Raw genomic sequence first — 26,419 nt, 5'->3', positions numbered from 1 at the left:
GAGTACCGCGAGCTTAAGGCATGGAAGATCGCCAATTGGACTACAGAAGAAATGAAAGGAGGTCGGGACGGTGGTCGGCCCCACTCGCTTCCAATTCCACGTCAACCGATACCATAAAGAGGCCGGCGGCGATTCCCCGTGGATGTTTCCGGCGCGCACGCCCGATCAACACGTGAGCAAGTCGGCACTTAACCAGCTGATCTATCGGCTCCAGGGCCGCGTCTACGACCACACCGTGAGGCAGAAGCCTCATCGCAAGGGTAAGCCCGGGCCAAAGCCGCGTCAGTTGAAGGCCAGGCCGAACCTATTCGAACAATTCGGAATCCGCCCCTGGACTCCGCATGACTGTAGGAAAACGATTACGACTTTCCTAGAAGACCACAGGCTCGGAGGAGCTGCCAGCGCGATACTTGCCCACAAGCAGCCCAACTCGGATTCCAGCAGAGAAGAGCGCGAGAGGCTCGCTCCGGTCACGGAGCAGCACTACAACAACTCGCAACGCATCCGATTGAAGGCTGATGGCATGGCTCTGTGGGTCAAGGCTCTCCTAAGTGCCTACCGCCGAGAGCAGAGGCGTCTCCAGACGGCCATGCAACGTCGTGTCGCGGCCTAGCGCCAGAACCCGGCGTCGCTCGGCGTGCTTCGGATGGTTCGCCGCAAAGAGCATTTTTTGGCAGGAGCGGTGGTGAAGGCAGGATGGACGCGGCACACCGACGGTCGCGAATTCGGTCCAAGTCTGCCTCGTTGAGCTCGAAGCGGCTAAATAACGTGAGCCTTGTTATGGCGCAGGACGAAGTGGACACGGCACCCCGACGTCAAGTGAACCGAAGGAAACAACGAGATCGTGCCATCGGCTTCCGATCGGAACTTCCATGTTGGAGGGATCGCCTCTGAGACACTGATCCGCCTAACCTCCCCGCAATGATCCGGGCAGTTCATTAACAACCACTTTGCGCCGGAAGTGCCTTTGACAATGACGATCCCATTGTTCGAGAGCAACGGCGTGGCTTCGGCTTGAGAATCCACCCAATGGACGGCGCCGTATTGCACGATGCTGCGATAGCCGCGTGCCTGCGAAGGTAGCGTACCGGGTTGAGAAGCCGTCGTCTGTGGCGGCGAACTCTTCCAAAAGGACGCGATCCAATTGAGAAATGCCTTTACGAAGCGCATAGGCCAGCCTCTGCACTCAAGATCAGATTGGCGGCCAGGCGATAGGCGTCGACGTTTCCCTTGCGCGCCCACCATAGAAGATGAACGGCCACCATCAACTGATATTCAATCTCGCCGACGGCTGCCCCCATCTGCATTCTGACCTGGCAGATCGCATCGAACCTGCGATTTCCTGGCCTTGACATGACTTTAGGAGGCAAAAGCGGCGGTGAGTAAAGTTCATCCAAAGAATTCTTGTCTAACCGCGGCTGCCCCGCATCCGGATCCAAGGCAATGGAGCACTCGAGTTCGGCGGGATCGCGGGAAGCCGGCGCGATGCCACTGCGTAGAAAATCAATAAGAACGACCTCGCCCGATTGCCGGACAAAAATGTTCTTTAGATGAAGATCTCCGTGTGAACAAACCTCGTACACGGGCATGGACGGCATGTTCCGTAACTTCGCAAGCAAGACTTCAGGCGCGGGCACGTTTGCCGCTTTTTGAAGGTTGGCATAAGTTGCTAAATAGTCCTGTGGGGCACTCTTAATTATTCGAGCGGTGTCGAGCGCATATGTACCTAGGCAGTAGTTTGTCGACGTTGCATGTGATCTCCATACGCGCAAAGCGTCGTCGAAAATCGAAAGTATGGCTCGGTTCAGATTATGAGAGATCGCGTATTCCGATAGAAGAATAGCACGATCAACGAAGTGCGATACAAGCGCCGATCGCCCAGCCCCCGGCGTATAACGTTGAGGAATCATCGGAGGGACAAAAGGAAATGGGACGGTATCGGCACACAATTCGATGTTGCCGCGCTCGGACGCGATCCTGGCGGGCGTATCCACCTTGATAAGGAACGGCACTGGATGCGGGGCAGTCGCTCGCATCGCATCTACGCGATAAATTCTCTTGTTCGGAGTGATCTTTTTGACCGACAATGTTTCGCAGTCGCTGAATGCGCGCTGGATCAACGGCCTGTCTTCGACGTCTGCTCCCGCACCAATGTCGAAATTCCTCCAGGCCGGTCCTGGTTCGTGCTCGAGCACTCCCTTGATCGCGAGAGCAATTTGCGCTTCGCTAGACGCATACGCCGACGAGCCGAAATGGCTTGCCCCGAGAATAACCATGCCCTTCGCCAAATCGTCCTGATCACCCTCGACGACGACGGCAACCAGCAGCGCCTGCTTCTCGGCCGTCAATCTTACTGCATTGACGATCTTACGAAGGCGCTGTTGAGCGGGAAGATCCTCGACGAGCGGTCCTGAGTAGATCATGATCGCTCTGGCGCCAGCAGCATGTCCTTCAATCTCCGTGCGCAAGACCTCGAGGTCGTCGTCGAACTGAATTGGCGTCAGGCCCACCGCCTCGAGCCGTGTCCTGACGGGGGATGGAACCCCGGCGCACAACACCGCCCCTCTCGGCGCATCGATGCGAGGCAGCTTGGTGACCTCGCCGACCGCTACTTGCTGCGCCACGGGATCGGCCACGAGTCACCCTTTGCCAAAGCGCCGCGGCTGGACGAACAAACAATGCAATCCTTGAGCGGGATGGTCGCAACGCCACGTACGGTACCTTCGCCTATCACGTAGTTCTGGTGCCGTGCTCGCATGGGGAAGCCAGCGACTGCTGCGAGAAACATCGTAACCGCAAGAGAGGATACGGTTGAATTCAGACTGATGACGGCAGGCTGGGGCTGGGCGTCGCCCACGATATAGCGATCGGCAGCGCGTTCGGCGTCTGACATCAGGTCGCGACGGACCATTTCGGGATCGAGAAATCCATTGCATTGAAGGCACGCAAGCGAGGGGGCGAGCATCTGCACCCGACCTGCCATGGCCTTGATTCGCCCCCCCTCTGCATCGATGCGGATGCCGAGATCGATCGTCGGGAGCAAATATTGATATGCGATCTGATTGAGGATCATTCTGCTGCCGTGATTGTCGGTGCAGCAGAAGACGAAATCACACTCGAAGAGTTTCGCCGCGGCGGACTGATCCAGCACCGACCCCTCGACTGCTTGCGTCTCAGTAGCTCCGATCCCTGATCGTCTGATCGCGTCCGCGGAGACGGCAACCTTACTCCGACCAAGATCCGCGTGCCCGGAGCCGACCACGCGGTTCAGATTAGTTTCCTCTAGGACGTCGTCATCGATCAAAACCAACTTTCCGACGCCGAGATAGGCAAGCTCCTGCGCGATGACCGATCCCGTGCCCCCAAGTCCCACGATGCCGATCGTCAGCGAGCGCAACAGAGATTGCCCCTGCTCACCCAAAGCGCGCACGTTTCTGTCGAAGAAGGCCTCGCTGGTTCCTTTGGCCGCCTCGATCCCGAAGAATTTGACAACCGAAGATACCTCGGAGATCTCACTCAGAGCGTCGATGTCCTCCTCCGCCCGATAGACCCTTCCAGAGAAACCCTCTTGGCCCAGCACCAGCGTGCCGTGTGGCCCGCCCGGGACGCGCGCGAAGACCGCGGGCATCAGAACAGCTTCGCCCCTGTCATCGACGCATGAGAAACTCGGGAATTGATCGAACGGATGCGTGTGACAGAAGAATGTGCACTGGGACGACTGCCGAGCCTGTTTCAACGGTTTCGCGAGGAATTCGGGCTTGAGGACGATCCGCATTTCGGATTGCGTCTCGTAGGCGTCCTCTGGGGCATGAACCACAGTTTCCACGAGGAAGCGCCCCGGGCCCCCTCTATTGGCCAGAACAACGCAGCTCGCTTCCCGCGGCGAGGCGGCCAAGAGCTGGCTTTTCATGTCAGCGAAAGACGAGCCCGCGAAGATCAGCGAAGATTTCAAACGCCCTGCCTCAATCGATCGAGTACAACTCTCAGGTAGGTATGCAGTGTATCGACATTTGGATTCCATTTCGAGACGTGCCAGGAAAACCAGAGCAGGTTTTCTCCCAGCTGATTGTTTGGCTGGGCATTCTGCGGCAGGCCACCAGACGCGAGCCTGACGTCGGCATCGACCCAAAAACAATCGGGACGCGCCTGAGGGTAGGCCGCCGGCGCCACAATCCGAACGGTCGTTGAGGGCCTGTTCCACTTCCCGGACGGCTCCAGTCGTACGTTCGGGATGGTGATGACCACACCACCCGGCCCGGGCTGCATCTGAGCCTGCGGGTGATCCCTCTTCAGAGCTTCAAACTGTGCTTGTATGTGCGGTGTCATGAGCCAAACGTCGCCGGCGGGAGTGAATAGAAGCGCTGCCCGTCTTCGATCTTGACCGACCTGTCGTTCGGGATCGGCAGATCGTCGCCAGGTTGCTCCAGAAACAGCTGATAGTCGCTTTCGATGCCGCCCAAAGCGCGGATCTGCGCACCACTCAAATGCACCTGATGCACGGTATGCGCCGTATCATTGATGAAGATCGTGGGATGCTTGGGCTGCCGGCTCTTGGAGATGAAATGCTCGACGCCGGAGCCCGCCAGATCAACAGAAGCCTCGTCGGGGGAGATCTCCCGCTCAGTCGCCTGCCCTTGAGTCCACAGCGCAACCTTCTCGGCGTCCAGCTTCGCCACCTGATAGAGCAAGGCGCCGGGCACCGGCGAAATTGGCCATTCATACTCGGCGCCGTCAATCTGAAACCGGAAAAGTCGATCGCCAGGAACAACGTAGAAGCGTTGTACCTTTGTGTGCTGCAGATCGATCTCGTCGGTCTGCCTGAGTTCTTTCAGACCGCCATTGCCCGGATTATAAAGAACAAAGAAGCCATCGATCGGCTCTTTTTGCGCCGCTTGCACAATATCGGCTCCCGTCGGATGCGACTTGCTGATTTGACGGCTCTCTTCATGCAGTCCTTCATCGATGATGACGACCGTTTCGTGCCCAGCCTCAACGTTGTGCTCAGACATGAACGCCTCTCCATTTGATTCCGCCAAATTGCTTGCTGGCCGGTTTAGCCGGGCCCGCGCAATGTTGTCAATACACACAAGAAAATGTTTGTTATAAGCACAATTGTGCTTCTCATTGACAATACAAGTCGCTTGAGACAAACAGACGTATGGGCCATCAGACAATCTACCTCACGTTCGGCAAGGCCGTGGCGACGAGGCGAAGAAAGCTCGAGCTTACACAAGCCGAATTGGCGGCTCGCGTGGGCATTTCAAGGGCGTCGCTTGCCAACATAGAAAGCGGTCGTCAAAGCGTGCTCTTGCATCATGTTTACGGCTTGGCGGACGCCCTTCAGCTCGACAAGGTGGCAGATATCCTCCCCTCGCTACCAAAGGCTCAGCCAACGGAGGATGTTGGGATGTTTTTACTTTCCGACGAAAGCGTCACCCCCCTTGGCAAGGCCCAAATCCGCGACCTGATTGAAAACGCCTTGGCCCATCGCGGAAAGAAAGGTGACACATGAAGGCCGATCCGGACAAGGCAAGAAGGGCGGCTCGAGCGCTAATTCGAAATTTCGGAGTTAGCGCGCCACCGGTCCCGATCGAGCGCATCATTAAGGCACGCAACATCGTGCTGCAGCACGCCGCGCTGGACGACAACCTTTCCGGCATGGCTTACATACAGGATGGCGTTGGCATCATCGGCGTGAATGCACTTCATCACCCAAATCGTCAGCGATTTTCGGCTGCGCACGAACTCGGCCATCATGAACTTCACGGAGCGGAGATCAGGAAGGCGGTCCATGTCGATCGTATGTTCCGGGTTCTCCTCCGTGATGATGTGTCATCTCAGGGCATCGACCCCCTTGAGATTGAGGCCAATGCCTTCGCCTCCGAATTGCTCATGCCAAGTGCACTTCTCATGAAAGTCGTCAACGCCAGTGGGCTCGACATTGAAGACGAAGCGGGTATTGAGTCCATTGCGCGTCGATTCCGCGTCAGCGCCGCGGCGATGCGATACCGATTGGCTAACAGGTTTTGAAGGTACTCCGCATCCTTTTAAGGGCACCTTGGTGCTAGCGCTTGGTCTCAACATCTCCATCCGAAGTCGCGTCGAAGAATGTCTTCGCCTTCTGGTGTCGCTGTAAAGCGACCGGCCGATACGGACCGAAGCTCGTGTAGTTGCGCACAGACCTCATCGCGAGCCGCTCGTAGACCGTCTGATGAAGTTGCGCCGTGTCCAGTACGTCCCGGACGGCTTTTGACCAATGCAGCGAGGTGCCGCCCATGCCGACCATGCACTCGTCGTGCATCATGCCATCGGCGGACGGGTATAACCGCAGCATGCTCTTATCGACTAATACGCGGCCTGCTTTGGGTATCTTCTCGGTGATGAACTCAACCATCCAGGTAAGCGTGATGTCCGACAAGCGAGACTCATTTTCCGGATAGCTGCCGCCGATATCCGCGTGGTTGCCGGCGAACCAGATCTGATCGAACTGCTCCGGTTCGCCCTGCCTGTCGGGCCATCTCACCGTACCACTGCCGCCCCACGGCACTCGCTTGAAGTCCTTCCGGCCTTCATCGATCGACTGCAAATGCCGCGCATACTGGACATCTGACGCAAAATGCCGGTCGTAGGCCCAATCCGGGAAGAAGCGTTGCCACCCGATGGCTGCCACCGCATCCCATATTCCGATGAAGTAGGCAGATGCGCCCGCGGCGCGTCCAACTTCCGACTTGTATGCGTCGCGGAAATTTCCCGCTCGCCTATCGATTTCCGCGCTGTCCCGCGGCATTCCGAGCCAATAGACGCAGGAGGTGGCCTCCCTGGCGACCCGTCGCAGCGACTTCGGATCCAGGCTGAGGAAATCTCCGTTCGGCTCGTTTCGCGGAACACCGCAGACCTCGAGGACGTGCGACAGACACCTGGCCGTGTAGGCTCCGCGACTGAAGCCGAAAAGATAGATGCGGTCGCCTGGCTCCCAAACGCCGACGAGGGCGACGTAACAATCGACGATCTTCTTCGTGATGCCGAATCCAAACATCTGCTGGACCGTCTCCTTGAGGTGGCTCCAACGACTACTATGCCCGGGTGCTGGTGTCCCAATGCCTGGAACATAGAGCGCTAGTTGCTGCTTGGGGTCGATGATGGAATCGGGCCCGGTCCGCGTCGCCCGATAAAGCTTGTAAACGTTCGTGCGGCTTTCGTCGGGCAACAGACCGCCCTCGTTTCCCGTACCGTCGGCGAACACCAGGATATTCTTGGTCATGTCAGCCCCGTCACGTCACTATCGGTTCGATCGACGCATCTTCGATGGCGAGGCCGGTTGCGTCCGTGAAGATCGCGGCGACATCTCTGGCCTTCTGTCGGTACGCGTCGTAGGCTTCCTGCCCCACCAGAGGGATGGCCTCGGCGAGGCTCGCCACCTGGCCTTGCTTTTTCGCGACGGCGGCGGCCTTGAGTTTTTGCTCTTCCGTCCGAAGTCCGACGATCGCAGCGTTGAGATCGGAAATATTGGTGGGGGTGACCAGCTTGCCGCCGATGTAGACAACTTGGCTCAGGCCAACGATGCCCAGGATCGTGTTTGGAACGACAAACGTCGAGAGCTGGTTGACCCCGGCCGCAATCAGACCGCCGATCACTACAAGGCCAAAGATGAAGCTTTGGTAGCGGTACACATCGAAGACACCGTCTGTTGTGAAGAAGTCGCGCCACGTCGCATTCGACGAGTCCACGACCGTCTTGGCCATTGGAATCCAGCCGTGTCTCAGGAGCCATGCCCGGTTGTCGGCGGACAGCGTGTTGCGCTGGCTGTCCGTTCCCTTCGCAATCGTCGCACCGATGCCGCTGATCCCGAGGAGCGTCAGGATTGAACCGGACAAATCCACCAAGGTGCCTGTCTGCAGCAGAAGCAGCGTAATGAGCGCGGCGACCGCCAGCGAGAAGGCAAGCGTCTGGAAGGTCGACAGACTGCCCTTCCCGTCGGGTCCAGCGGAAACCTTGGCGGGGTTCAGCGCCGCAAGGAACGATGCAAATGTGTGATCCTGCTTGCGAAGCGCGAACGCGATCCAAAAGTACAAGATCAGCACCTCTGCGATCACCGCGAAGATGCTGAACCAGTAGGGACTGAGACGGACACTTACGGAGGAGACCCGCCACGGCGATTGGCCAATCGGGCTGTTGCAGGTGTAGAGATACAGATCGACCCGGCTCCAAACCAGGCGAGATCATCGCCCATGTTCAAGGTGACAATGGTCTGATCTGGCTCCAACAGGTGTTTCTGCACCAGCGGGTCGGATTCGGTCGCGCGGTGCGTTACGGCGTCTTGCCGCTTGAACAGATAGGTCTCGTCTCCGTAGTCGATCCCCGCGAAATACCGGACACCCTCTTCATACGGAGCCCGCACCCCAACGTCGACACGCTGGTTTGTCGGCAAGAAATTCGTGGCAAGCACGATAGAGGCGCCAACCGGATTGCGCCCGGATCGCAGCTCGACCGCAAACTCGTTGGGCTTGACGCATTGCTTCTGCGGGTCGCTTGGTATGGCGGCCCCCTGAGCCGTGGCGCTGGCGGGTGTCCCCGGCTTTTGAGCCGCCTGATCGCCGCGCGGTTGCTCGGCAGCTTGATTTTGGCTCGCTGGCCCCGCGGCGATGGCCGGTGCTCCCTGTTGCTGGGACCTCACGGGAGCGCAACAGATTGCCACCAGCAGCAAAAGCACACTGGCGGCCCTCACAGAAGATCGCGACATTCCCCCCCCCCACGCCAAGCCAACCTGGAACAACATTTACCGATGGTTGCATCGCAACCGCAAGCCACCCCTGTTTGTTGTCCCCGCTCCAACTCGGGGGCGGGGCCCGCGACTCGTTCATCGTTGTCCTGGCAGGGGTTTCTCAACGAGCCCAGCGCCCACCTCATCCAACCGAAATGATCACCACGTACCTGCCGAACAATTAGTCATGTCAGCAATATTGTCCTATCTGCGTCAGCTGTCCCTGGTGATTCGTTGCAATAAGCGGCCATCTATAGAAGATTTTTACGTTTCGGCCTTGCGCGGTTCCTAGGCAACCCCATATCGCCGACCAGCAGGCGGGACCACTCGCACGAGTTTTTCCGACTTCTCCAAGGTTGAAAAACGGGCGCCCCGTAAGGGCGCGCGAACGTAGGAGCATGCCTTTGCGACACGTATCTGATCGTCTTGGCCACGACCGCAGCGACACGCGGCCGCCGCGGCCCGAAAGCCACCGGAAGGCGGTGTTGCGATGACCGTCATTAAGAGTTTCGCCGTCGGAAATGGCGACACCTTCTACATCCGGCACGCGAGCGACAACTTCACGATCATCGATTGCGACCTGAACTATGATAACGCCGACAGGATCATCAAGGAACTGAAGGAGCAGTCGGCCGACAAGGGGATCACACGGTTTATCTCCACGCACCCCGACGACGACCACTTTGGCGGCATCGAGCGCCTCGACGCCAAGATGCCAATCCTGAACTTCTACGTGGTCAAGAACAGTGTCATCAAGGATGACGAGACGCAGTCCTTCAAGCATTACTGCAAGCTCCGCGATGATACCGGTAAGGCGTTCTACATCTACAAGGGATGTTCGCGTCGCTGGATGAACCAGGACGACGATGAGCGAGGCTCCGCTGGCATCAGTATCCTGTGGCCGGATACGTCGAACGCGCACTTCAAGGAAGCGCTTGCTGACGGTGAGGAAGGGATCAGCTATAACAACATGTCAGCGGTGATCCGCTATGCCATGAGCGGCGGTGCCAGCTTCTTGTGGCTCGGCGACCTCGAGACCGAGTTCATGGAGAGCATCACCAACAGCATCAAGCTGGAGAAAACCACCGTGGTGTTTGCGGCGCATCACGGCCGAAAATCCGGCAAGATTCCCGACAGCTGGCTGGAAAAACTCGATCCGCAGATCATCGTGATCGGTGAGGCACCTTCCCGCCATCTCCATTATTACACTGGGTACAAGAAGATCACCCAGAATCATGCGGGTGACATCACTTTCGATCTGCAAGGCGATAGAGTCCATATTTATGCATCCAATCCGCGATACTCGCGGGACGACCTCGATAACGAGCACCAGAACACATTTTCCGGCTACATCGGCAGTATCACCGTCGAAACCGAGTACACGCTGCAGCCCGCAAAATGACTGCCGCAAGCCGATCCGAGACACTCAAGGCCGGTAACATCAAGTGGCTGGTCATGATGGCCATGCTCGACGCCGGAGCGATTTTTCTGTTCGTCGCGCCAGGCTTGGTGCGCGCCGATTCGTTCACGGCTCTGCGTGCGAGCCTGGCGCCGGTGCTCCCCGTCGCGGTACTGATCCTGAATGGTCTACTCTCTCACGAGGCCAAGGCTCGCCTCGTTTATTGGAAGTTTGCCAACCCGCTGCCGGGCAGTGAAGCCTTCACGAGGCATGCTCTTGCCGACGCGCGCATCGACATGGCCGCGCTCAAGCGAAACGTCGGCGTGCTGCCCAGCGATCCACAGGAGCAGAATGCGAAATGGTACAAGCTCTATAGGAGAGTGAGCCGCGACCCCGCCGTCGCGGAGGCACACAAACTGTACCTTTTGTACCGTGATATGGCGGGCATCTCGATCATGCTCATACCGCTTGTGCCTGCCTCGCTCTTTTTTGCAGGTTCGTCCGGCATCGCATGCGCGGCAGCCGCCGCCCTGTTTGCCGCACAATACCTGGTCTGTGCGATTGCGGCACGTCACAGCGGCGTTCGCTTTGTGACCAATGTGCTCGCGATCCACGCCACCAGAAGGGTTGCCGCCAGCTCCTGACGCGACGTCGAACACGCAATTGCGATTGGCATCCAATCCATCAGGCAATCGGAGCTCGGCTTTGCAGCCGCCCACAACGGGGCACGCCGCGCTATCTGCAGCAATCGGCGTCACGACTAAACGCTCTTGTCTGCGTAGACACCTGGTGAAGCCGTCTCACGCAGCAGTTTCTACCGCTTCACGAGTTAAACCCGCCGTGACGATCCTTCGATGGTTGCACCGGGCCATCCCCTTCACGTGACCCATCGCGGCTTTGAGCGCCAACGCGTGTTCTTTGGCGAGGCGGACTACGGAAGCTACCTGAGCATTCTGCAGCACGAAACGCAGCGCACCGGCACGGCGATCTGGGCCTACGGCCTGATGCCCAACCACGTCCATCTGATCCTCACCCCCTCCAGGCCCGACGGGCTAGGCCGCTGCATGGGCGAAGCGTCACGCAGCTTTGCGCGCCTCGTCAACCGCAGGCAAGACCGCCCCGGCGCGCTCTGGCAAAGCCGCTTCTATTCCGCAGCGCTCGATGAACCGCACCTGCTCGAGGCGGTGCGCTACGTTCTGCTCAATCCGGTTCGCGCCAATCTGTGCGGGCATGCAGCACTCCGGCCATGGTCGAGCTACCGCGCGCACCAGGCCGAATGCTCGGACATCATCGAGGCCGCAGGGCTCGCCAGCCGCGTCTTTGCCTGGGAGGCATTTTTGGCCAAAGGCACGACGCGCGATGCGGCCAACCAGATCCGGGCCGCCGTCACGGCAGGCCGCCCGATGGGGGCCAAAAGCTTCGCAGCCGCTCACGGCGTGAAGCTTCCTGATCGGGGCCGTGGACGTCCCCCTCGCATCTTCAGCCAGCGCAATGACAGGCTCTCAATCGCCTCGCTGGCCGTCATCTACGACAAGGAGTGGATGCCGCCTTCCGCGCGCGAATGTTTCGAAGATGCCCGCAACCAGCTGAACGACTACCTTGACAATCCAGCGACCGTGACCTTTCCCGACGGCTACATGCTCTTACGCACCCTCGTCGACATCATCATCTATGGTGGGCTTGCCCACAGTAACAAGCAGAAGGCCAAGATCTTCGAGTCCTGGGAGAACTCCGGATTCATGGGCTTCATGTGGGCTGACTTCATGGCCTACGCAAAAGAGGCCGTGGAAACGCTCAAATACATGCGCGGTCTCAACCAGGCGGTCATCAAGGCCCTCAACACCGACGGCCTGAGGATCGAGGCAGTCGTCGACACCTCCGCTTAAGGAGCGATGAGATGAGGATGACTGCCCATTGCGCCCTGGTTTGTCGTTTGAGCATGATCATTTTTTAGAACCGCCGCGCACCTTTCCAGATCCTCTTTAGAACAATTCCGCGGCGCGACCAACGCCGTGCCAGCCAACGCGATCACCGGCACCCGATGGACAGACCCTCTCTGAACAAACAAGCCACCGGGATGCTCGACGAGGCGCAATTGCGCCGTTGCCCCGGCGCCTACGTCGCAACGGGATACAGCAACGACAACATCTCGATCCTGCATCAACAGGCCCGCGCAGCCAATCTCGCCTGGGCCCTGACCAGGCTCAACAAAAATCAAGCACGGCAGCGTCGTCGCGATCGTCGGCGGCAGCTTCTCCGGGCTGATGATCGCCGTCAGCCTCGCCGTGCAGCGACGATGTGTCGTGCATATTTATGAAAAGGCCGACCGACTGCTGGACCGCTTCAGGAACTCGCACAGCCGCTTTATCAGCGTCAACTTGAACTCGCGGGACCTGCCGCCCCGCTTCGACCCGGGCTATTCGCGCGCCATTTACAAGGCGCCGATTTTCCAATGGTCCGAGGGCACCGCAAGCGACGTTGCGCATCGTTGGCTTCGCGAATTCCAGACCTACTATGGAGATCTGCCTATCTTTCTGATGACCCGCGCCGAGGTGGTGGGATGTCGCCCGCATCCGGACGGCGGGGTGAAGCTCACCATCAAGGGACGGCGAGGCTCGACGGTCGATCACACGGTCGATCTGGCCGTCTTTGCCGTGGGCTTCGGAAATGAGCAGAACCGGCTTTCCATCGACGATTTCAGCTATTGGAAATCCGGCTCGGCGCTTCAATATCGCCCAGGCCTGCGAACGGCAAAGAAAGAACGTGTTTTGATTTCCGGCTGCGGCGACAGCGGCGTCGTCGAATTGATGCATTACGTGTTTCGCGACTTCCGGCACGAAGACATCGGAAGCTTCTACCCAGCCGGTTGCGGCATCGAGAGCTTCGTCCAGCCAATGCTTGAGCAGAGCAACTTCTGGAGCATCCGCTACAGCCATGAAATTGCGCAGTTCGATGGAAAGGTGATTTCAGAGCTCGCCTGGTTCTTCACGCGCAAAAATCTCATTGAGGCCAATCCATTCTTCGAAAACGAGATCATGCGCGGGCTTCGCGACCGAGAAAGAGCGGTCGAGAATCTCTATCGGCAGATCTACCATCGCACCGGCGCGCTGCTCGGCAGGCATCTCAAGAGGCGCATTCGTCCCTACGGCGCGGGCGAAGATGGCGTGGTTGCGCGAGAGCTGAAAGAACCATTGCTAATTCTCGGCGGCCTGCCGAAGACGGAGGCGCAGAACGCCGTGGCTCTTGCCGCTTACGACGCGTGGTCGCTGACAGACGACGGCGTTCCGCCGTGCGAGGTGGGCTGATGAGCGTGCAGATGCCGCAGACGAAACCCCGAAACAGCCGGCGCCTTAGGTTGTCGAGGGCATTCCCAAGAGCACGTGGCATTGGAGGCGGAAAAACCCGGGGCGGTGCCAACGTGATGCGAAGCAGCCAGCGCCTTGGGAAGTAGCAGGCATGCCGCGTTCAACATGGCATTGGCGCCGGCGGCATCCTGACGCGCGCCAGATCGCCCCCGCGCCCGTCGAGAGCGAGGCCGAACGGGATGCACGGCAAGCCCTGGCGCGCCAGCAGGCGAGCGAGCGCAAGCGTATCCTTGCCGCGCGCCTTGAAACGATCCGCAGCGTTGCGGCCGCGCGCGCCAGCCGGAAGGCGCCGACCATGGTCCAGGCCGAGTAGCCGGAGCCCTGGCGTCCCTGGCGGTCTGGACTTTGTCAGCCGCACGCGTTCAGCGTAACCCTGACGTGTGTCAGGGCGCGTGATACCGTAAGCGTTCGCGAATCATAGGAGCATTCGGTGGAAGACGAACTCTCGAAGAGGCTCGCAAGCGTCGCAATACGCAAGCAGGCGAACGATGCCGAGCTTGCCTCGCAGGCTGATGCCGCGGCCAAAGAAGAGGCCGACAAGACTCGGCAGAAAGTTGAAGCAAAATTGGCCTGGGATCAAGCGCGCCCTCTCGTGACGAGCGCCTGCAATGCTGTGAATGCATCGATCCGAGATCAGCGAATGGAGTTTAGAGAAACTTATGAAGACGACGTGGCGCCGGCCAAAGCGCGCTTCTATTTGATGCTCGTTCGCGACGGAAAGCCCACGAGCAACGATCCTAGGGTGAGCGTGAACGTCAGCGCGTTTGGCAAGGTGGTAGTGCGCCATATGCATACGACGACCAACTTCGGGAAAGATTTTCCGATTGCTTCTGCGACAGAAGCAACTTTCGCCGAGTTGATGGTTGAGTTGCTGGAGCGGGTATATCCGAAGAAGGGCTGAAGACACACCCTCAGTTTGCATGTGCCAGAACAGGAGAACAGAATGTTCGAAGTTGGCCGCGAGTACGTGTTTCACATCATTGAGGACAGCCCAGGCGGATCGGGTGTCACTGAGGCAGTCTGGAAAGTCGAGGCGATCAAGGATCACCTGTTGAAGCTCACCAGCCCGCACGAGAAGGCGTCTCAAATCCTCAACACCGCTTCATCACGGTTCGTCAAGGCGATCCCGATGGATGAACTTTTCCCCAAATCCCGGAAATCCGGTGGAGTTTCTCGTGAACCGGAGAGGTTCACCGAGGAGCCGAACTAGAAGGCCCCGCGCCGGGGGCTGCGGGGCTTCTCTGTCCACGATCGCCGAGAACAGCCCCATCATTGAACTATGTCCTTGAGGCAGGAGAGGTAAGCTACAGCCCCGCGCCCGTCGCCCCGGCGGGCGATGGTAGCATTCGCAGCACCGGTGTTGAGGCACGCCGGTGACCTCGATAGGGGGACGCTACCCCCGCCAACGAAATCGCACCATCTCGGTGTCGGCGCTTCACGCGAGATAGATGATCGCAACCACAACGAGGACAACCACGATCACACAAGCGAGATCGCGATTTAACTTCCAAGGTTGCCTCTCGTTCGATCCGAAGTCGTCCGCTGGCGTATCAGCACCACTTGTGGACGGTAGGAATCCCCCGGACGTTGCATCGAGCAAGCGATCCATGTTCGCAAAGCGGGACCACCGACCCCTGCATCATCGCGTCGATCGCGCCATTCTTAAGCATTCGATACGGGACACCGGCTTCAACTCCATCCGGGACGAATGGTCCGGTCGTGGAGCCGCTTGCCATGCGTGATCTGCTCTCCATGCGCGCCATGCGCCTCTCAGTATGAGCGGCTGACAGAGCAACGCCAGCGAAGACCCACGCCAAAATCCAAGCGACGATGCCACCAACGATGCTCACGCTGCCAACTAAAGCGAGGATGCAGCACAGCAGACAAAGAAATTTCCAAACACCGCCGCGCCCGGTCGCGCAGATGAGAAACGGCAAAAACGCGACAATCGCGCCAATTACTACCAATCCGACCATTTCACCCCCGACCTGGGCGACCGGGATGGCTCGCACCCGGCCTCATGAATCCGATGCGGTGCTCAGTCGAGCCACCGAACATGCACGGACTACGCCCCCAGCTGTGTGCCAGAAAAAGATCACATCCCTTGGTCAAGCACAACTGTCCCGCACGCCCTCCGATTGAGCTGCGCGAAGCCAAACGAGCCTGACGATGCCGGGTCCGAAACAAGGATTCCGCAACTCTGGTTTCCCTTGCTTTTGCCTGTGGCATTGACCACAGTGTGGCATTGCTAAAGCAACGCCACAGAGGCTGCCGTGAAGGTCTACGGATATTGCAGGGTTTCGAGGGCTGAAAAGGTCAGCGGCGGCATGTCGCTGGAAACGCAACAGCAGCAGATTACCGGCTACGCCATGATGAAGGGCTGGCAGGTGACGCAATTCTTCGTGGAGGACGGCATATCGGGCGGTGTGCCGCTGGCCGAACGTGTCCAGGGGAATACGCTTTTGGCCACATTGGAGCCCGGTGACGTTATCATCACCGCCAAGCTGGATCGCGCCTTTCGGAACGCGGCCGATGCGCTTGGCACCCTGGAGCAGCTCAAGGAGGACAAGGTCGGACTCCACATGATCGACCTCGGCGGCGACGTGACCGGCAACGGCATCAGCAAGCTGGTGTTCACCATCCTCTCTGCGGTGGCCGAGAACGAGCGCGACCGCATCCGGGAGCGGGTGCGCGATGCCAAGCGTCATCGCGCGTCGCAGCGCCTCTACAATGGCGGCAAAAGGCCCTTCGGATTCGATGTCGTCGATGGCCGGCTGGTACCGAACACCAATGAGCAAAACGCGCTGAGGCGCGCCCGAGGTATGCAGGCCAACCGAGATAGCCTGCGCAGCATCGCATTCGTCTGGATGAGCGAGTTCGGCTTGGACAAGTACGATGCGAAGACAGTCCAGCGCATTCTCGCGCGCGAAGAAGGCGCGCTCGCAAAATGAGTGTAATTTGTTCTGGATGTGGGAAGTCCATGCTGGACGACCTAGACCAACTGGGTCACCAGCCATGTCCTGATTGCGGCTCAACCGCACGCACTGTGCGCCTTGAGCCGCGCACTGGATCCTTCGTCGCAGTGGGAAACGCAGATTTGTTCAAATCCGCTACCGCTTCATCCAGTCTGGTGATGCAAGCGGTGATCATTCCTGGCAATAAATCGAGCGAGGGACGGCTGATCCAAGCGGTTGCGCTGCCATGGTTCGCAATCATCAAGCAGCTTGAAGCAGACCCGTCACTGGCCTTCAAGATTCCAGCGCAAAAATGGGAAGAGATCATTGCCGGTGCCTACAAAAAAGCGGGCTTCGACGAGGTCACTCTGACGCCGCGTAGCGCCGATCTCGGTCGAGATGTAATTGCCGTCAAGCATGGACTTGGCAGCGTCCGCGTCATTGATCAGGTGAAGGCTTACGCTCCTGATCACCTGGTGACCGCTAATGACGTGCGCGCCCTCATGGGCGTGCTGCAGACCGACACCGCGTCCAAAGGGTTTCTAACGACGACATCTAACTTTGCGCCTTTGTTGCGCAAAGATCCGCTGATCGCTCCCTTTATGCCGTCCAGGCTTGAATTGATTGACGGGACGCAGCTTATGCAGCGTTTGACGACGATCGCCAATTCAAGCTAGCTCGCCCCCCCGAACGGCTCCGCCGCCGGCCTCAGACTTGGTGAGGGAAATCGAGACATGCCTGCGCAGCCTACCACTGACATTTCGGCCAGCGGCATCCATCGTCTGGCAGCAATATTTAAGAGCGTCGATTGGGTTGTTCCGGCGTACATTCCGCTCGGCGCGCTGTCCTATTGTGCCGGGACAATCGAACGGGCCGCCGAACCACAAAAGCAAGCAGAACTAGAGACTGTGCTGCGGGCCGTCTATGATGAGCAACATTTCGCTAGCTTCTTGATCGGGCTGTACGGACACACACGTCATGTCCGCGATTTTAAAGCGCAGATGGCTGAGGCGATCACGGCTTGGTTCATGGGACTGCACCATGCCGCCGTGGCTACGATGGTTCCTGTCCTAGAGGGCGTCATCCGCAAGATTGCGCGGGAAAGTCAGCGAGAGGTCGGCAACGGCACCAGGAAGGTCATCGCCGAGCTTGAAGAGTTGATAGCTAAGGAAGATCGTTCGCCGCATCCCTTCGAAGAACGGATCGTCATGTTGACCGGATTACGCGACTTCTTCGCGGAACGGCTCCTCGTTCACACCGACGATTACAACGGCTTCGATCAGCTCAATCGGCACGGAATTTTGCATGGCATCTTTGAGCAGTATGGCAATGCCGTCAATTTCCTTCGGTTGATCACGCTGCTTGAGCTCCTTAGCTTCGCCATGGTTCTCGCCCACGGCGGCTCGTCATTTGCCCCCGAGTACACACCAGAGGCCCAGAAACTTGCTAAACGATATCGTCAGCTTAAGCAGCGGATCTAGGCCAGGCGCCCGTGACCGCCTCTGAAGCTGCGAGCTGGGAGTCTTGTTGGACGTTGGAATTTGGGGTTTCGCGCGATTCGCGCTATGAAAGGCGGACCTGACCGGTGCTTCCAACACCGGCCAGGACCTAACTCCAACCATGGGATGAACATGACTGAAGCTAAGCCGGACCATAGGTCCGATCACTCGACATTTCCACACTTCGCCCTCTTCGTCTCCTTGATCTCTCTCCGCGAGGAGACCGGCGCGCGCAAAGTCACGCGTGTGGCCACCCCCCTGCCGAGGTATGTCGAGCGCGATCGCAGCGAGCGCTTGTGGTTTTGCGTCGACCGAGGCGCTCGTGTTCCGCTGCCAAACGATCCGACGACGCCGGAATTCCGCGCCGCGTATAATGCGGCCCTGGTTGATGCCATCGCCGCGGAGGACGACAGCGATGAGTGAACCTGTCACGATCGAACGCCTGGAGCGCGCGCTCGCGCTCTGTGCGCATCTCATCGAACGTGACGGTCCGGTGGTGGTTCCGCTGTTCGAAAGGCTGGAGCGCGAGCTGGCGATGATGCGCCGGACCGAGGACACCGTCGAGCGCGCCAAGCGACTGCTGGAATCCTACAGCAGCCGGCATCGCTTGCTCTCGCTTCCGCCGCCGATCGACCAGATAGAAGACGGGCTAAGCACCGGTGTTCACAGCGCCGCGCCCCAACCTTAGTCGGACCCACAGAAAGCAAAATGAAAGAGGCCCCGGAGATGATCCGGGGCCTCAGTCGCGTAAGACCGGCTGTGAGCGGCCGGCGTGGGTAACAATCGAAAAAGTGATCGCGCGCCAAAACATCGCGACCTAACTGTAAGTATCTGATTTTCCAGCAACTGGATTCATTCAGCAAAGCGCCATTCTGTGTGAGGAAAAATCCAATTGACGGACGCCGCGCAATCGCTGCTGATCATGGTCGAGATATCCCCGTGGCCAAACGGGTGGTCGCGAAAACCTTTCCCTACTTCATCTGGGCCCGGTTTTCGAATTTTCGAAACCACGATCGCGCTGTGGCTTGGCCGGCCGGCGCCCAGATGGAGACCTTCTCGACATGTCGCGCGGCGCTCAATCGTTCAAGCAGGGCGACCTCACCAAGGCCATGAAGGCCGCGGCGAAGTCTGGCGTGAAGGATTGGCGCATCGAGATCGTCCCGGGCGAGATCATCGTGGTCCCCGCCGCGCCGGCCAGCGCACCTGACACCCATGATGAAACCTCTGCGGACCTCCGGAAGCTGCTATGAAGCCGCCCCGCTCTGCCCTGCCGCTGCCCCGCTACGTCGAACGCAAACCGACGGGCGCCGGATGGGCACATTTCTTCCATGTGCCGACGTGGGCGAAACGCACTGGCTGTCCGTTGCACAGCGAGGCTCTTGGTCTCGACTATGCCGCCGCGGTGAAGCGCGCCGAAGAGATTTTGCTGCCGGCGTTTGACGCGTGGCGAACCGGCGACACCAGCACTGCGACCACCCCGGCGATCGCCGCGGTCGGGACGCTCGATTGGATGTTCGCCGAGTACCGCGCCGATCGCCGCTACTCCAAGCTCGATCCCAAATCGAAGCGCAACCACGAGGTCGGCTTCAAGCTGGTCGGCGGCTATATCCTAAAGGACGGCACGCGTCTGGCGCCTGACGGTGATCGATGCGGCGCTGACCGATGATCTTTACGAGAAGCTGCTGATCCTTCGAACAACCGACGCTAAGGGCGACCCGGTCGAGCGAGAGCGCCGCACTACCATCAATCACGCGATGAAGTCTTGCCGTCGCGCGTGGAATGTCTGCGCTCGCCGGAATCCCGGCAAGTTGCCGCTGGTCAATCCGTTCGCGAAAATGGGCTTGCGATCATCCGACCGCGAAACACCGACCGCGACCTATGACGAGCTGATGGCGTTCCGCACCAAGGCCGTCGAGATGGGCCTTTCCTCTCTCGCCACCGCCGCGCTGATCGGCTGGGAATGGCTGCAGCGGGAGACCGACATATTCGCGACCTTCGACGTTTCGCACTATCGTCCCAAAGAGCGTGCCAACATGGTGCGCGTTGTCGACGAGAAGACGAAGCAAAGCGGCTGGGTGCCATTGTTCGACGATGATGGCGCTGCGCTTTACCCCGAACTGATGGCCGAACTCGACGCAATCAAGCGCGACCGCATCGGCGGCCTGATGCTTTGTCGCGATTGGGGCAACCGCGGTCCCTGGCCGACGTGGCCGAAGCCAGACACGCCAGACTTCACCCACATGAGCCGCAAGGTGAAAGAGGTGATTCGCGCAGCCGGATTGCGCGACGAGCTATCCTTCGCATCATTCAGGCACGGCGGCTTCACCGAGACCGGAGATGCCGAGCTGACCGATCGGGAGATCATGGCACAGGGCCGAAAGGCAACGATCAAGACCTTGCCGAAATACGTGAAACGCACCACGCGGCAGATTGTCAGCGGCACCAAAAAGCGCCGCGCGTCGCGAACGAAAGATGGACATTTGTCCGAATGAGCAGCAGCACGCTTGTCCGAATGGAAAACTGAGGATGCTGGAAGTGTTTGAAAAGATTGGAGCGGGTGAAGGGAATCGAACCCTCGTATTCAGCTTGGAAGGCTGATGCTGCCTCGAACTCAAGCAATATCGGTCCCGGTCACAGCTGAATCCTGAGGTGGTCCATATGACGATCGGGTGGCCTTCTGCAGCGCGATAAGGGCATTTTCCTAACAAGCGACAACGCGAAGATTGTTTGTCGCGCCTCTAAGTCCAAACGGCACTCCAGAGACAATCAAAGCCAAGTCGCCCAATCGAATATAGCCTTCGTGGTGCACGGCCGCCGAGGCGATCCGCGTCATCTCCTCATAACCAGAAGGACCGCTAGACACGGCACTGTGCACCCCCCACAACAAGCACATGCGCCGAGCCGCTTTCTCGTCCGGGGTAAGGGCAAGGATCGGCACCGGCGGCCGGCTGCGCGAGATCCGAGCAGCCGTCGTCCCGCCTGCCGTGAACCCGATGATGACCTTGGCGCCAATTTTAGCGGCAAGATCTGCCCCCGCGGCCGCGACGGCATGCGAAGGGGTCCTCTCCACGTCAGCTCGAGAAGCCTCAATCAGCGACCGATACATCGATCTAGTCATAAAGACCAAAGCCGCCCCTTACGGACTGCGGTCGACGGTAGTTGAGCAAGCCAATGTCCTCTTCGTCAGTCGCTTAACACCATGCGATGGAGGCTATTGGCAAAGTAAATCCTGCTTTGAACCGATCCATGACAACCATTGTTTCAATGCGCTTTATGTCTGAACTTTCGTCTGTAAGGCGCCGGGCAAACCGCTCGTAATCTTCCATATCGTTTACGGTAACGAGCAAGACGAGGTCAGCCAGACCTGTAACGCAGAATGCGCTCATCACTTCAGGCATGTTGCGAATTTGCCTCTTTAGACGATCAACGGTATCGGCACGCGCGCGCTCCAAGGAAATGAGAACCACTGCGGTCACATTACGGCCAATTGCTTTTGGAGAAATGATGGAAACGTCGGCCTCTATGACACCCGTCGATCGAAGGCGTTTCAGCCGACGTTGAACTCCGGATGCGGATAGGCCGACCTTCCCTCCAAGTTGTTCACTACAGAGGCGATTGTCTCGTTGGACAAGATCAAGAAGACGAAAATCGATCTTGTCGAGTTGCATCACTGCCTCGCGGCCAGCGGATTGCGATCGCGTCGGGGAAGCAGACGCCTGCGCTGCTTGTCCTGACATTTTCGACTCCTCACTACGCCGCCTAGCTGTTGAACGATCGATTTCTCGCGCTGTCATATGTCTTGGAACACCTGTTGGGAGCCCAGCTCTTTGCGATACATCGTAGACAGTTGGTGCGGCGATCTCCCCCTCCGCCGGGGCTCACCAAACTCGAACCCGGCCGCCCCTCGAGGATGTCGCGGGTCGGGGCCGACGTTTCTATCGATGCGCGCCCCGGACCCGAGCACATATTCCCCGCCACAGACGAGTGTGGTAGATGGTCAAGCTCTGGAGGCGACGGCTTTTTGCTCCTGATCAGCGGAAAGCACTATTGCGTTGACAGTGCGATATGCGAATACGATGGCGGGACCGATTGTTATGCCTGCCCCGGGATAAATCCCGCGCATCGGCGACGTCATGTCGTTGCCGCAAGCATAAAGACCCTGGATTGCATTGCCTTGTGCATCCAGGACGTTTCCGTAACTGTCCGTCGCCAATCCGGTTGCCGTGCCAAGCGTTGCCGGAACGATCGGCAGCGCGACAAATGGTCCGTTCTTGATTGGTCCAAGATTTGGATTTTTTCCGACGGTCGGATCGCCGAGCGTGCGATTGAAAGCCGATTCCCCACGCTTAAAGAGGGGATCCCGTCCTTGGGCAGCGTGCGCGTTGTGTTCCTCGATCGTCTTTTGAAGCACAGCGGGATCTAGTCCCAGCTGCTTTGCGAGCTCAGAAATCGTTTCACCTGCCTTGACGTAGCCAAGGCGGACATATTTACCGATACTCAACGTCCAGGGCCATGGCAGTAGGTGCCCCATGCCCCTCAATCGAACGAACTGGTGATCGCAGATGAAGTAGAATCGCTTATCTGCTGGATAGCCGTTTTCAAACATTGCCAGGCAAATATCGTGATACGAATTCGATTCGTTGACGAAGCGTCTGGCGTTTGGACCGACAGCAATGACCCCAGGACGGCCCCGGTCGAGCCAGCCGTATGGCACAACCTGCGAGCCGCTGCCGCGTTTCAGAATTGAAACCGGCGTCCAGAAGCCTGCCGATGCGACATCTTTGTCGATGGCGGCCCCGAGCGTAGTTGCAAGCCCAATGCCATCACCGTTAACATCGGCGTGGGCCAACGTAACATCATGCTGGTGTGCACCACTGACGTCCGCTCTCAGCTGCGCGTTCCGGGCAAAGCCGCCAGTTGCGAGAACAACACCACGTGAGGCGCGCACGCGGATGCCAACGTCGATCCGCTTGATAATGGCACCCGTGACGCGCCCGCCTTCCTGCGTGAGTTCGACCGCTGGAGAAGATGGCCAAATTTCTACGCCGTACTCGTGCAGGCTCACCAGCAGCCGCGCGATCAAGGCATTCCCACCGCTGAGCTCAGTACCACGCCTGAAGCTGAGCCGGTCCCGCGCATAGCGGCTCAGGCGAGTTACGACGTGTTTGAGCGACGCAACAGATTGGAGTGGGTTGAGAAAGCTTCTCACCTCGCTCGATGAGATCATCATGCCCCCGAGCACAACCCGAATGGGATCACCAATCAAATCGAAGTCCTTGCCGAGAAGCCGCCCATCATAGGGGGCCGGGCTCAGTGCCCGTCCCTTATCAGCGCCGCCAAGTTGGCTCGAGTGATAATCGGGCGTAGTGGCCAGGGTAAACTTGACACTCGTGCCGTTCTCGAGCGCGGTTAGCGCCGCCGGGCCGTCTTCAAGATAAGCATCAATGAATTGCGCACGATAATGAACGCCGAGTTCGTGCTGCAGGTATGTCCTCGCATTGGCGATGGTGTCATCGATGTTAGCCGCGCGCGCCTGTGCAGAACAAGGAACCCAGATCATGCCATTCGAAAGGGCCGTCGTTCCGCCAAGTCGCGGAGATTTCTCGCATACAATGACGCGCAGTCCGGCCTTTGCCGCATAGAGCGCCGCCGACAGCCCGGCCGCACCGCTTCCGATCACGAGGACATCTGTCTCCCAGTCCTGATCCGCCCTCGTCCCTCCTTTTGAGGCGAAAGCGATCGTGTCCGGCTTAGCTCGGTCATTTGGTGCGTTCATACGGCCTCGCTGCACGTTGCAGTGAACATCAATGAGTTTGCGGAAGCGGGACAGCTTTGAATTCCGCCGCCGCTGTTTTCACTGCCCGCTCAATTGGAATTCTTTCGATCGAGGATGCGCCAACAAAGCCAACACACTCGGTCGTCCGATAGACCTCGATCGTATCTTCAGGCTCGGCAATTGCCCCACCATGGCAAAGCGAGAGCACGTCCGACCGGATGCTTCGCGCCGCCGCGTTGATCTCATTGATGCGCCGGATCGCCTCCTTAAGGGATTGCCCCTCCTCATGACCGACAAGGCCACCGCGCGTTGCGCCGACATGTGGGACGATGCAGTCGGCCCCTGCACTTGCCATCGCTTTGGCGTCTTGAGGGCTTGCGACATAGGCGAGCGAAAAGATATTCTTCTTTCGCGCGAGAGCGATCAGTTCGACCTCACGTTCAAAGCCAAGGCCGACGCGGCCGCGGCGGTCACGCCAGTTGTCGCCCATGGTTGAGATCGTCGGATAGTTGATGACGCCGGAGAACCCAGCAGCCCAGAACTTGTCCAAGAGAGCATCGAGGTCGAGCCGGAGAGGATCCCAAGCCTCGATACCGCCAACTACCGGCACGGAACACACCACGTTACGAATTTCCGCCGCAAGCTCCAGCGTGCGTGCGTTGGAATCGCCAATCCGGCTCGTGGGAAGCCCCATCAGACGCGACAGGCCGGTCGAGTAGACCACCAGCATGTCGGCACCTCCAAGAACGGCACATTTCGCGACCAGGCCGCAGCTACTTCCTGCCGCGAGAATTGCTTTTCGCTCCGTCACCTGTCCTTCGATCCTGGAAATAATTTCGGTTCGGTCAAACATCCGCATGGGATGCACCTTCTTGCGTGAGTTGTTCCAGGATCCATGCCGCGGCAGCCTCGGCGAACTCGCCATCGTTAATGTGACAGTTCAGGTCGCGGACCATGACGTGCGCGGAGAGATGTCCCTTGACCGCATCCAGCCAAGCCTTGTCGGCGTCGGGATCGTAGAAGATGCCTCCTTGGCGGTCGTAATCGGATACGCCTTTCGCCGGCCAAAGGACCATCGTGGGTCCTTTGGCACGCGATAGCCGTTCTGCCGTAAGCCGGCCAATGCTCGCGTTCTCAGACGCAGTTGTGCGCATGAGCGTCGTGTAAGGCGTATGGGCATAGAACTGGCGACCCCGAAACTGATCAGGAACGCTCGATGGCAGGCCAAAATTGACCATATCGATCGCACCGGGCGCGATCACTTGCGGAATCTGTTGCCGCGACGCTGCCTTGAGCCGATCCGGACCGGCGCTTGCGGTGCCTCCAACGATTTCGTCTGCGAGCTCCGTTATGGTCAAATCAATGACGGCGTCGAATTCACCAGCCGCGATCAGCCGCTCCATTTTACGGCCGCCCGCCCCGTTAGCCGGAAAGACGATCGCGTCTACGCCGGCGTCGGCAAGCCGCGCTACGCATTGATTCGCGGCCGGCGTGGTCACGCCGAAGGCCGTTATCGCAACGATCTTCTTGTCTCGCCCAAGCTTGACGGGAGCATAGTGCGTGGCCGCAATGGCCCGCCCCGCGTTCTTGAGCACCCTAGTGGTAAAGACATTGATGCCGAACAGATCGACCAGCGTCGGATAGAGGATGATGTCGCTGTGAGTGGCCAATTCGGCGAGTAGCGCAGGCCTTGCGCTGCTCACCAGAAGTTTCGGAAAGCCATAAGGCAGCTCAGACACAACTTCGCCGAAAACCGCGCTTCCCCTACCCCCCGCAACCCCGACAATCGCGCTGATCGTTCCTGCCCCCAGGAGATCACCAACCTTACTGCGCGTCCTTTCAGCAATCTGCTTCAAGAGTTCCGTGGGGGTCTTCGCATCGGCTGGTTTGTCGCCGCCATCCCTCCCAGTGCCGACGTCGATCAGGATGGTCTTGCGGCCGCACGCCTCGATAATGTCCGCAAGGTAAGACGCCTCGCGGCCCTTGGTATCCAGCGTGGCCACGATCGCGACCGCATCCGTAGCCGCGGATCCAGTCGCCAGTTCGGACAGGTTACCATCACGGGCCGACCTCTGGTCGTCCGTACAATGGTGAGACACGATCTTCCTCCCAGACCATTCCTAACTACAGGTGGTCTAGACCCGGCTCTACCCGGGTATAAGATTGGTGAGGCGGCCAAATGGGTAATATTGGGTAGAAACGTTGAGAGCGAGAGTTTGCGGCAAACTTGCTACACAGATGTCGGACATAGCTAAAGGCGCACAATTGCAAGTCTACGCGCCCTCCTTGCGCAGCCTTCTAAAAGGCTTCCGGCTGGTCATGGCGACCCTGCCAATCCTCGACTGGAACGACTGTCTTTTGCGAGACTTGCTAACCCTCGACCAGGCAACGTCCGCTCTCTATGCGGCGATAATCATGATCGACCCGTTCGCTTGCTGGGAGGATAGGGCCGAATCGTTGAAGGATGCCGGCATCACCGGCGTCGCCAATTTCCGCGCGCATCTATGATCGAGCGGTCGGCGGCGGGCGTACCTGTTGATGCCGGACAGGAGCTCGAACTTCGGCGGAAGGAATGGTTTGGCTTCAAGTGACCTGCCACTGAGTTTTCATCCGGTGGCGGTTAGAGTCTCGGGGTTTTGTACGCCAAGTGGCGCGGGTGGAGCAA

Annotated in this window: 31 protein-coding genes; 18 read left to right on the top strand and 13 right to left on the bottom strand. The window is 58.9% G+C overall.

What is annotated here, in order from left to right:
- Nucleotides 1–759 precede the first annotated feature (759 nt).
- The 5 genes from XI08_RS46325 to XI08_RS16180 all read right to left on the bottom strand — a co-directional run bounded on the left by XI08_RS46325 (nt 760) and on the right by XI08_RS16180 (nt 5,009).
- The gene (locus XI08_RS46325; protein WP_442869830.1) at nt 760–939 is read right to left on the bottom strand and encodes a DUF6527 family protein; all 180 of its coding nucleotides are present in this window, start codon (nt 937–939) and stop codon (nt 760–762) included.
- A gap of 218 nt (nt 940–1,157) precedes the next feature.
- Entirely contained in the window at nt 1,158–2,636 is a 1,479-nt protein-coding gene (locus XI08_RS16195) for a phosphotransferase family protein (protein WP_271575156.1), read from the bottom strand.
- Nucleotides 2,609–3,952, bottom strand: a complete 1,344-nt coding sequence (locus XI08_RS16190; RefSeq protein WP_271575155.1) for a HesA/MoeB/ThiF family protein — start codon at nt 3,950–3,952, stop codon at nt 2,609–2,611. The genes XI08_RS16195 and XI08_RS16190 overlap by 28 nt, the downstream gene beginning before the upstream one ends.
- A complete protein-coding gene (locus XI08_RS16185) occupies nt 3,949–4,326 on the bottom strand; it encodes an E2/UBC family protein (RefSeq protein WP_271575154.1) in 378 nt (125 codons plus the stop codon). The genes XI08_RS16190 and XI08_RS16185 overlap by 4 nt, the downstream gene beginning before the upstream one ends.
- Nucleotides 4,323–5,009 (bottom strand): multiubiquitin domain-containing protein, encoded by a 687-nt coding sequence (locus tag XI08_RS16180; RefSeq protein WP_271575153.1) that lies wholly within the window; start codon nt 5,007–5,009, stop codon nt 4,323–4,325. Before XI08_RS16180 ends, XI08_RS16185 begins: the two co-directional genes overlap by 4 nt.
- 149 nt (nt 5,010–5,158) lie before the next feature.
- On the opposite strand from XI08_RS16180, the gene XI08_RS16175 reads away from it, so the two are divergent.
- A complete protein-coding gene (locus tag XI08_RS16175; RefSeq protein ID WP_271575152.1) occupies nt 5,159–5,512 on the top strand; it encodes a helix-turn-helix domain-containing protein in 354 nt (117 codons plus the stop codon).
- Nucleotides 5,509–6,030 carry an ImmA/IrrE family metallo-endopeptidase gene (locus XI08_RS16170; RefSeq protein ID WP_271575151.1) on the top strand — a complete coding sequence of 174 codons (522 nt, stop codon included), beginning with the start codon at nt 5,509–5,511 and terminating at the stop codon, nt 6,028–6,030. Before XI08_RS16175 ends, XI08_RS16170 begins: the two co-directional genes overlap by 4 nt.
- A 34-nt stretch (nt 6,031–6,064) precedes the next feature.
- On the opposite strand, the gene XI08_RS16165 is transcribed toward XI08_RS16170, so the two are convergent.
- From XI08_RS16165 to XI08_RS16155, 3 genes are read right to left on the bottom strand one after another with little or no spacing between them, the layout of a single operon-like run.
- Complete coding sequence (locus tag XI08_RS16165) at nt 6,065–7,261, bottom strand: phospholipase effector Tle1 domain-containing protein (protein WP_271575150.1); 1,197 nt, start codon at nt 7,259–7,261, stop codon at nt 6,065–6,067.
- 10 nt (nt 7,262–7,271) lie between these two features.
- Complete coding sequence (locus tag XI08_RS16160; protein ID WP_271575149.1) at nt 7,272–8,093, bottom strand: hypothetical protein; 822 nt, start codon at nt 8,091–8,093, stop codon at nt 7,272–7,274.
- A gap of 38 nt (nt 8,094–8,131) precedes the next feature.
- A complete protein-coding gene (locus tag XI08_RS16155; protein ID WP_271575148.1) occupies nt 8,132–8,710 on the bottom strand; it encodes a hypothetical protein in 579 nt (192 codons plus the stop codon).
- A 541-nt stretch (nt 8,711–9,251) separates the two neighbouring features.
- Between XI08_RS16155 and XI08_RS16150 the strand changes: the two genes are divergently transcribed.
- The 15 genes from XI08_RS16150 to XI08_RS16080 all read left to right on the top strand — a co-directional run bounded on the left by XI08_RS16150 (nt 9,252) and on the right by XI08_RS16080 (nt 20,470).
- Nucleotides 9,252–10,163, top strand: coding sequence for a ComEC/Rec2 family competence protein (locus XI08_RS16150; RefSeq protein WP_271575147.1), 912 nt, complete (start codon nt 9,252–9,254; stop codon nt 10,161–10,163).
- The gene (locus tag XI08_RS16145) at nt 10,160–10,804 is read left to right on the top strand and encodes a hypothetical protein (RefSeq protein ID WP_271575146.1); all 645 of its coding nucleotides are present in this window, start codon (nt 10,160–10,162) and stop codon (nt 10,802–10,804) included. Before XI08_RS16150 ends, XI08_RS16145 begins: the two co-directional genes overlap by 4 nt.
- Before the next feature lie 210 nt (nt 10,805–11,014).
- Entirely contained in the window at nt 11,015–12,046 is a 1,032-nt protein-coding gene (locus XI08_RS16140; RefSeq protein ID WP_271575145.1) for a transposase, read from the top strand.
- Nucleotides 12,047–12,424: 378 nt separating this feature from the next.
- The gene (locus XI08_RS16135; RefSeq protein WP_271575144.1) at nt 12,425–13,465 is read left to right on the top strand and encodes a hypothetical protein; all 1,041 of its coding nucleotides are present in this window, start codon (nt 12,425–12,427) and stop codon (nt 13,463–13,465) included.
- A gap of 151 nt (nt 13,466–13,616) precedes the next feature.
- Nucleotides 13,617–13,838 (top strand): hypothetical protein, encoded by a 222-nt coding sequence (locus XI08_RS16130; protein ID WP_271575143.1) that lies wholly within the window; start codon nt 13,617–13,619, stop codon nt 13,836–13,838.
- Between the two features lie 117 nt (nt 13,839–13,955).
- Complete coding sequence (locus tag XI08_RS16125) at nt 13,956–14,426, top strand: hypothetical protein (RefSeq protein ID WP_271575142.1); 471 nt, start codon at nt 13,956–13,958, stop codon at nt 14,424–14,426.
- Between the two features lie 42 nt (nt 14,427–14,468).
- The gene (locus tag XI08_RS16120) at nt 14,469–14,735 is read left to right on the top strand and encodes a hypothetical protein (protein WP_271575141.1); all 267 of its coding nucleotides are present in this window, start codon (nt 14,469–14,471) and stop codon (nt 14,733–14,735) included.
- 1,063 nt (nt 14,736–15,798) lie between these two features.
- Complete coding sequence (locus XI08_RS16115) at nt 15,799–16,476, top strand: recombinase family protein (protein ID WP_271575140.1); 678 nt, start codon at nt 15,799–15,801, stop codon at nt 16,474–16,476.
- 146 nt (nt 16,477–16,622) lie between these two features.
- Entirely contained in the window at nt 16,623–17,156 is a 534-nt protein-coding gene (locus XI08_RS16110; protein WP_271575139.1) for a restriction endonuclease, read from the top strand.
- Nucleotides 17,157–17,213: 57 nt separating this feature from the next.
- On the top strand, nt 17,214–17,960 hold the full coding sequence (locus tag XI08_RS16105) for a hypothetical protein (protein ID WP_271575138.1): 747 nt from the start codon (nt 17,214–17,216) through the stop codon (nt 17,958–17,960).
- A gap of 150 nt (nt 17,961–18,110) precedes the next feature.
- On the top strand, nt 18,111–18,401 hold the full coding sequence (locus XI08_RS16100; protein ID WP_271575137.1) for a hypothetical protein: 291 nt from the start codon (nt 18,111–18,113) through the stop codon (nt 18,399–18,401).
- The gene (locus tag XI08_RS16095; protein WP_271575136.1) at nt 18,394–18,666 is read left to right on the top strand and encodes a hypothetical protein; all 273 of its coding nucleotides are present in this window, start codon (nt 18,394–18,396) and stop codon (nt 18,664–18,666) included. Before XI08_RS16100 ends, XI08_RS16095 begins: the two co-directional genes overlap by 8 nt.
- Nucleotides 18,667–19,039: 373 nt before the next feature.
- Nucleotides 19,040–19,228, top strand: coding sequence for a hypothetical protein (locus tag XI08_RS16090; protein ID WP_271575135.1), 189 nt, complete (start codon nt 19,040–19,042; stop codon nt 19,226–19,228).
- Nucleotides 19,225–19,644: a hypothetical protein gene (locus XI08_RS16085; protein ID WP_271575134.1), complete on the top strand. Its 420-nt coding sequence runs from the start codon at nt 19,225–19,227 to the stop codon at nt 19,642–19,644. Before XI08_RS16090 ends, XI08_RS16085 begins: the two co-directional genes overlap by 4 nt.
- Entirely contained in the window at nt 19,619–20,470 is an 852-nt protein-coding gene (locus XI08_RS16080) for a hypothetical protein (RefSeq protein WP_271575133.1), read from the top strand. Before XI08_RS16085 ends, XI08_RS16080 begins: the two co-directional genes overlap by 26 nt.
- A 209-nt stretch (nt 20,471–20,679) precedes the next feature.
- On the opposite strand, the gene XI08_RS16075 is transcribed toward XI08_RS16080, so the two are convergent.
- From XI08_RS16075 to XI08_RS16055, 5 genes are all read right to left on the bottom strand, one after another.
- Nucleotides 20,680–21,084 carry a pyruvate kinase alpha/beta domain-containing protein gene (locus tag XI08_RS16075; RefSeq protein ID WP_258763445.1) on the bottom strand — a complete coding sequence of 135 codons (405 nt, stop codon included), beginning with the start codon at nt 21,082–21,084 and terminating at the stop codon, nt 20,680–20,682.
- A gap of 85 nt (nt 21,085–21,169) precedes the next feature.
- Nucleotides 21,170–21,646 carry an Lrp/AsnC family transcriptional regulator gene (locus tag XI08_RS16070; protein ID WP_038950841.1) on the bottom strand — a complete coding sequence of 159 codons (477 nt, stop codon included), beginning with the start codon at nt 21,644–21,646 and terminating at the stop codon, nt 21,170–21,172.
- Between the two features lie 329 nt (nt 21,647–21,975).
- The gene (locus XI08_RS16065; protein WP_271575132.1) at nt 21,976–23,754 is read right to left on the bottom strand and encodes an FAD-dependent oxidoreductase; all 1,779 of its coding nucleotides are present in this window, start codon (nt 23,752–23,754) and stop codon (nt 21,976–21,978) included.
- Nucleotides 23,755–23,782: 28 nt separating this feature from the next.
- Nucleotides 23,783–24,613 carry a phosphoenolpyruvate hydrolase family protein gene (locus XI08_RS16060; RefSeq protein WP_271575131.1) on the bottom strand — a complete coding sequence of 277 codons (831 nt, stop codon included), beginning with the start codon at nt 24,611–24,613 and terminating at the stop codon, nt 23,783–23,785.
- Nucleotides 24,600–25,853, bottom strand: coding sequence for a Tm-1-like ATP-binding domain-containing protein (locus XI08_RS16055; protein WP_271575130.1), 1,254 nt, complete (start codon nt 25,851–25,853; stop codon nt 24,600–24,602). Before XI08_RS16055 ends, XI08_RS16060 begins: the two co-directional genes overlap by 14 nt.
- Before the next feature lie 139 nt (nt 25,854–25,992).
- Here XI08_RS16055 and XI08_RS16050 point away from each other — a divergent pair, with 139 nt between their 5' ends.
- Nucleotides 25,993–26,262 (top strand): hypothetical protein, encoded by a 270-nt coding sequence (locus tag XI08_RS16050; RefSeq protein ID WP_271575129.1) that lies wholly within the window; start codon nt 25,993–25,995, stop codon nt 26,260–26,262.
- Nucleotides 26,263–26,419: the final 157 nt, after the last annotated feature.

Source organism: Bradyrhizobium sp. CCBAU 11361 (assembly GCF_028128935.1).
Classification (GTDB): domain Bacteria; phylum Pseudomonadota; class Alphaproteobacteria; order Rhizobiales; family Xanthobacteraceae; genus Bradyrhizobium; species Bradyrhizobium niftali.
The sequence above is the reverse complement of the archived record's forward strand: the minus strand, read 5'-3'. Positions and strand labels throughout refer to the sequence as shown.

What these genes read in the sequence shown, in the direction of transcription:
- XI08_RS46325 (WP_442869830.1), bottom strand. Translation starts at nt 939, where the DNA reads ATGAACTGCCCGGATCATTGCGGGGAGGTTAGGCGGATCAGTGTCTCA.
- XI08_RS16185 (WP_271575154.1), bottom strand. Translation starts at nt 4,326, where the DNA reads ATGACACCGCACATACAAGCACAGTTTGAAGCTCTGAAGAGGGATCAC.
- XI08_RS16180 (WP_271575153.1), bottom strand. Translation starts at nt 5,009, where the DNA reads ATGTCTGAGCACAACGTTGAGGCTGGGCACGAAACGGTCGTCATCATC.
- XI08_RS16175 (WP_271575152.1), top strand. Translation starts at nt 5,159, where the DNA reads ATGGGCCATCAGACAATCTACCTCACGTTCGGCAAGGCCGTGGCGACG.
- XI08_RS16170 (WP_271575151.1), top strand. Translation starts at nt 5,509, where the DNA reads ATGAAGGCCGATCCGGACAAGGCAAGAAGGGCGGCTCGAGCGCTAATT.
- XI08_RS16165 (WP_271575150.1), bottom strand. Translation starts at nt 7,261, where the DNA reads ATGACCAAGAATATCCTGGTGTTCGCCGACGGTACGGGAAACGAGGGC.
- XI08_RS16150 (WP_271575147.1), top strand. Translation starts at nt 9,252, where the DNA reads ATGACCGTCATTAAGAGTTTCGCCGTCGGAAATGGCGACACCTTCTAC.
- XI08_RS16145 (WP_271575146.1), top strand. Translation starts at nt 10,160, where the DNA reads ATGACTGCCGCAAGCCGATCCGAGACACTCAAGGCCGGTAACATCAAG.
- XI08_RS16140 (WP_271575145.1), top strand. Translation starts at nt 11,015, where the DNA reads ATGGTTGCACCGGGCCATCCCCTTCACGTGACCCATCGCGGCTTTGAG.
- XI08_RS16135 (WP_271575144.1), top strand. Translation starts at nt 12,425, where the DNA reads ATGATCGCCGTCAGCCTCGCCGTGCAGCGACGATGTGTCGTGCATATT.
- XI08_RS16130 (WP_271575143.1), top strand. Translation starts at nt 13,617, where the DNA reads ATGCCGCGTTCAACATGGCATTGGCGCCGGCGGCATCCTGACGCGCGC.
- XI08_RS16120 (WP_271575141.1), top strand. Translation starts at nt 14,469, where the DNA reads ATGTTCGAAGTTGGCCGCGAGTACGTGTTTCACATCATTGAGGACAGC.
- XI08_RS16105 (WP_271575138.1), top strand. Translation starts at nt 17,214, where the DNA reads ATGCCTGCGCAGCCTACCACTGACATTTCGGCCAGCGGCATCCATCGT.
- XI08_RS16100 (WP_271575137.1), top strand. Translation starts at nt 18,111, where the DNA reads ATGACTGAAGCTAAGCCGGACCATAGGTCCGATCACTCGACATTTCCA.
- XI08_RS16095 (WP_271575136.1), top strand. Translation starts at nt 18,394, where the DNA reads ATGAGTGAACCTGTCACGATCGAACGCCTGGAGCGCGCGCTCGCGCTC.
- XI08_RS16090 (WP_271575135.1), top strand. Translation starts at nt 19,040, where the DNA reads ATGTCGCGCGGCGCTCAATCGTTCAAGCAGGGCGACCTCACCAAGGCC.
- XI08_RS16085 (WP_271575134.1), top strand. Translation starts at nt 19,225, where the DNA reads ATGAAGCCGCCCCGCTCTGCCCTGCCGCTGCCCCGCTACGTCGAACGC.
- XI08_RS16075 (WP_258763445.1), bottom strand. Translation starts at nt 21,084, where the DNA reads ATGTATCGGTCGCTGATTGAGGCTTCTCGAGCTGACGTGGAGAGGACC.
- XI08_RS16070 (WP_038950841.1), bottom strand. Translation starts at nt 21,646, where the DNA reads ATGCAACTCGACAAGATCGATTTTCGTCTTCTTGATCTTGTCCAACGA.
- XI08_RS16065 (WP_271575132.1), bottom strand. Translation starts at nt 23,754, where the DNA reads ATGAACGCACCAAATGACCGAGCTAAGCCGGACACGATCGCTTTCGCC.
- XI08_RS16060 (WP_271575131.1), bottom strand. Translation starts at nt 24,613, where the DNA reads ATGCGGATGTTTGACCGAACCGAAATTATTTCCAGGATCGAAGGACAG.
- XI08_RS16050 (WP_271575129.1), top strand. Translation starts at nt 25,993, where the DNA reads ATGTCGGACATAGCTAAAGGCGCACAATTGCAAGTCTACGCGCCCTCC.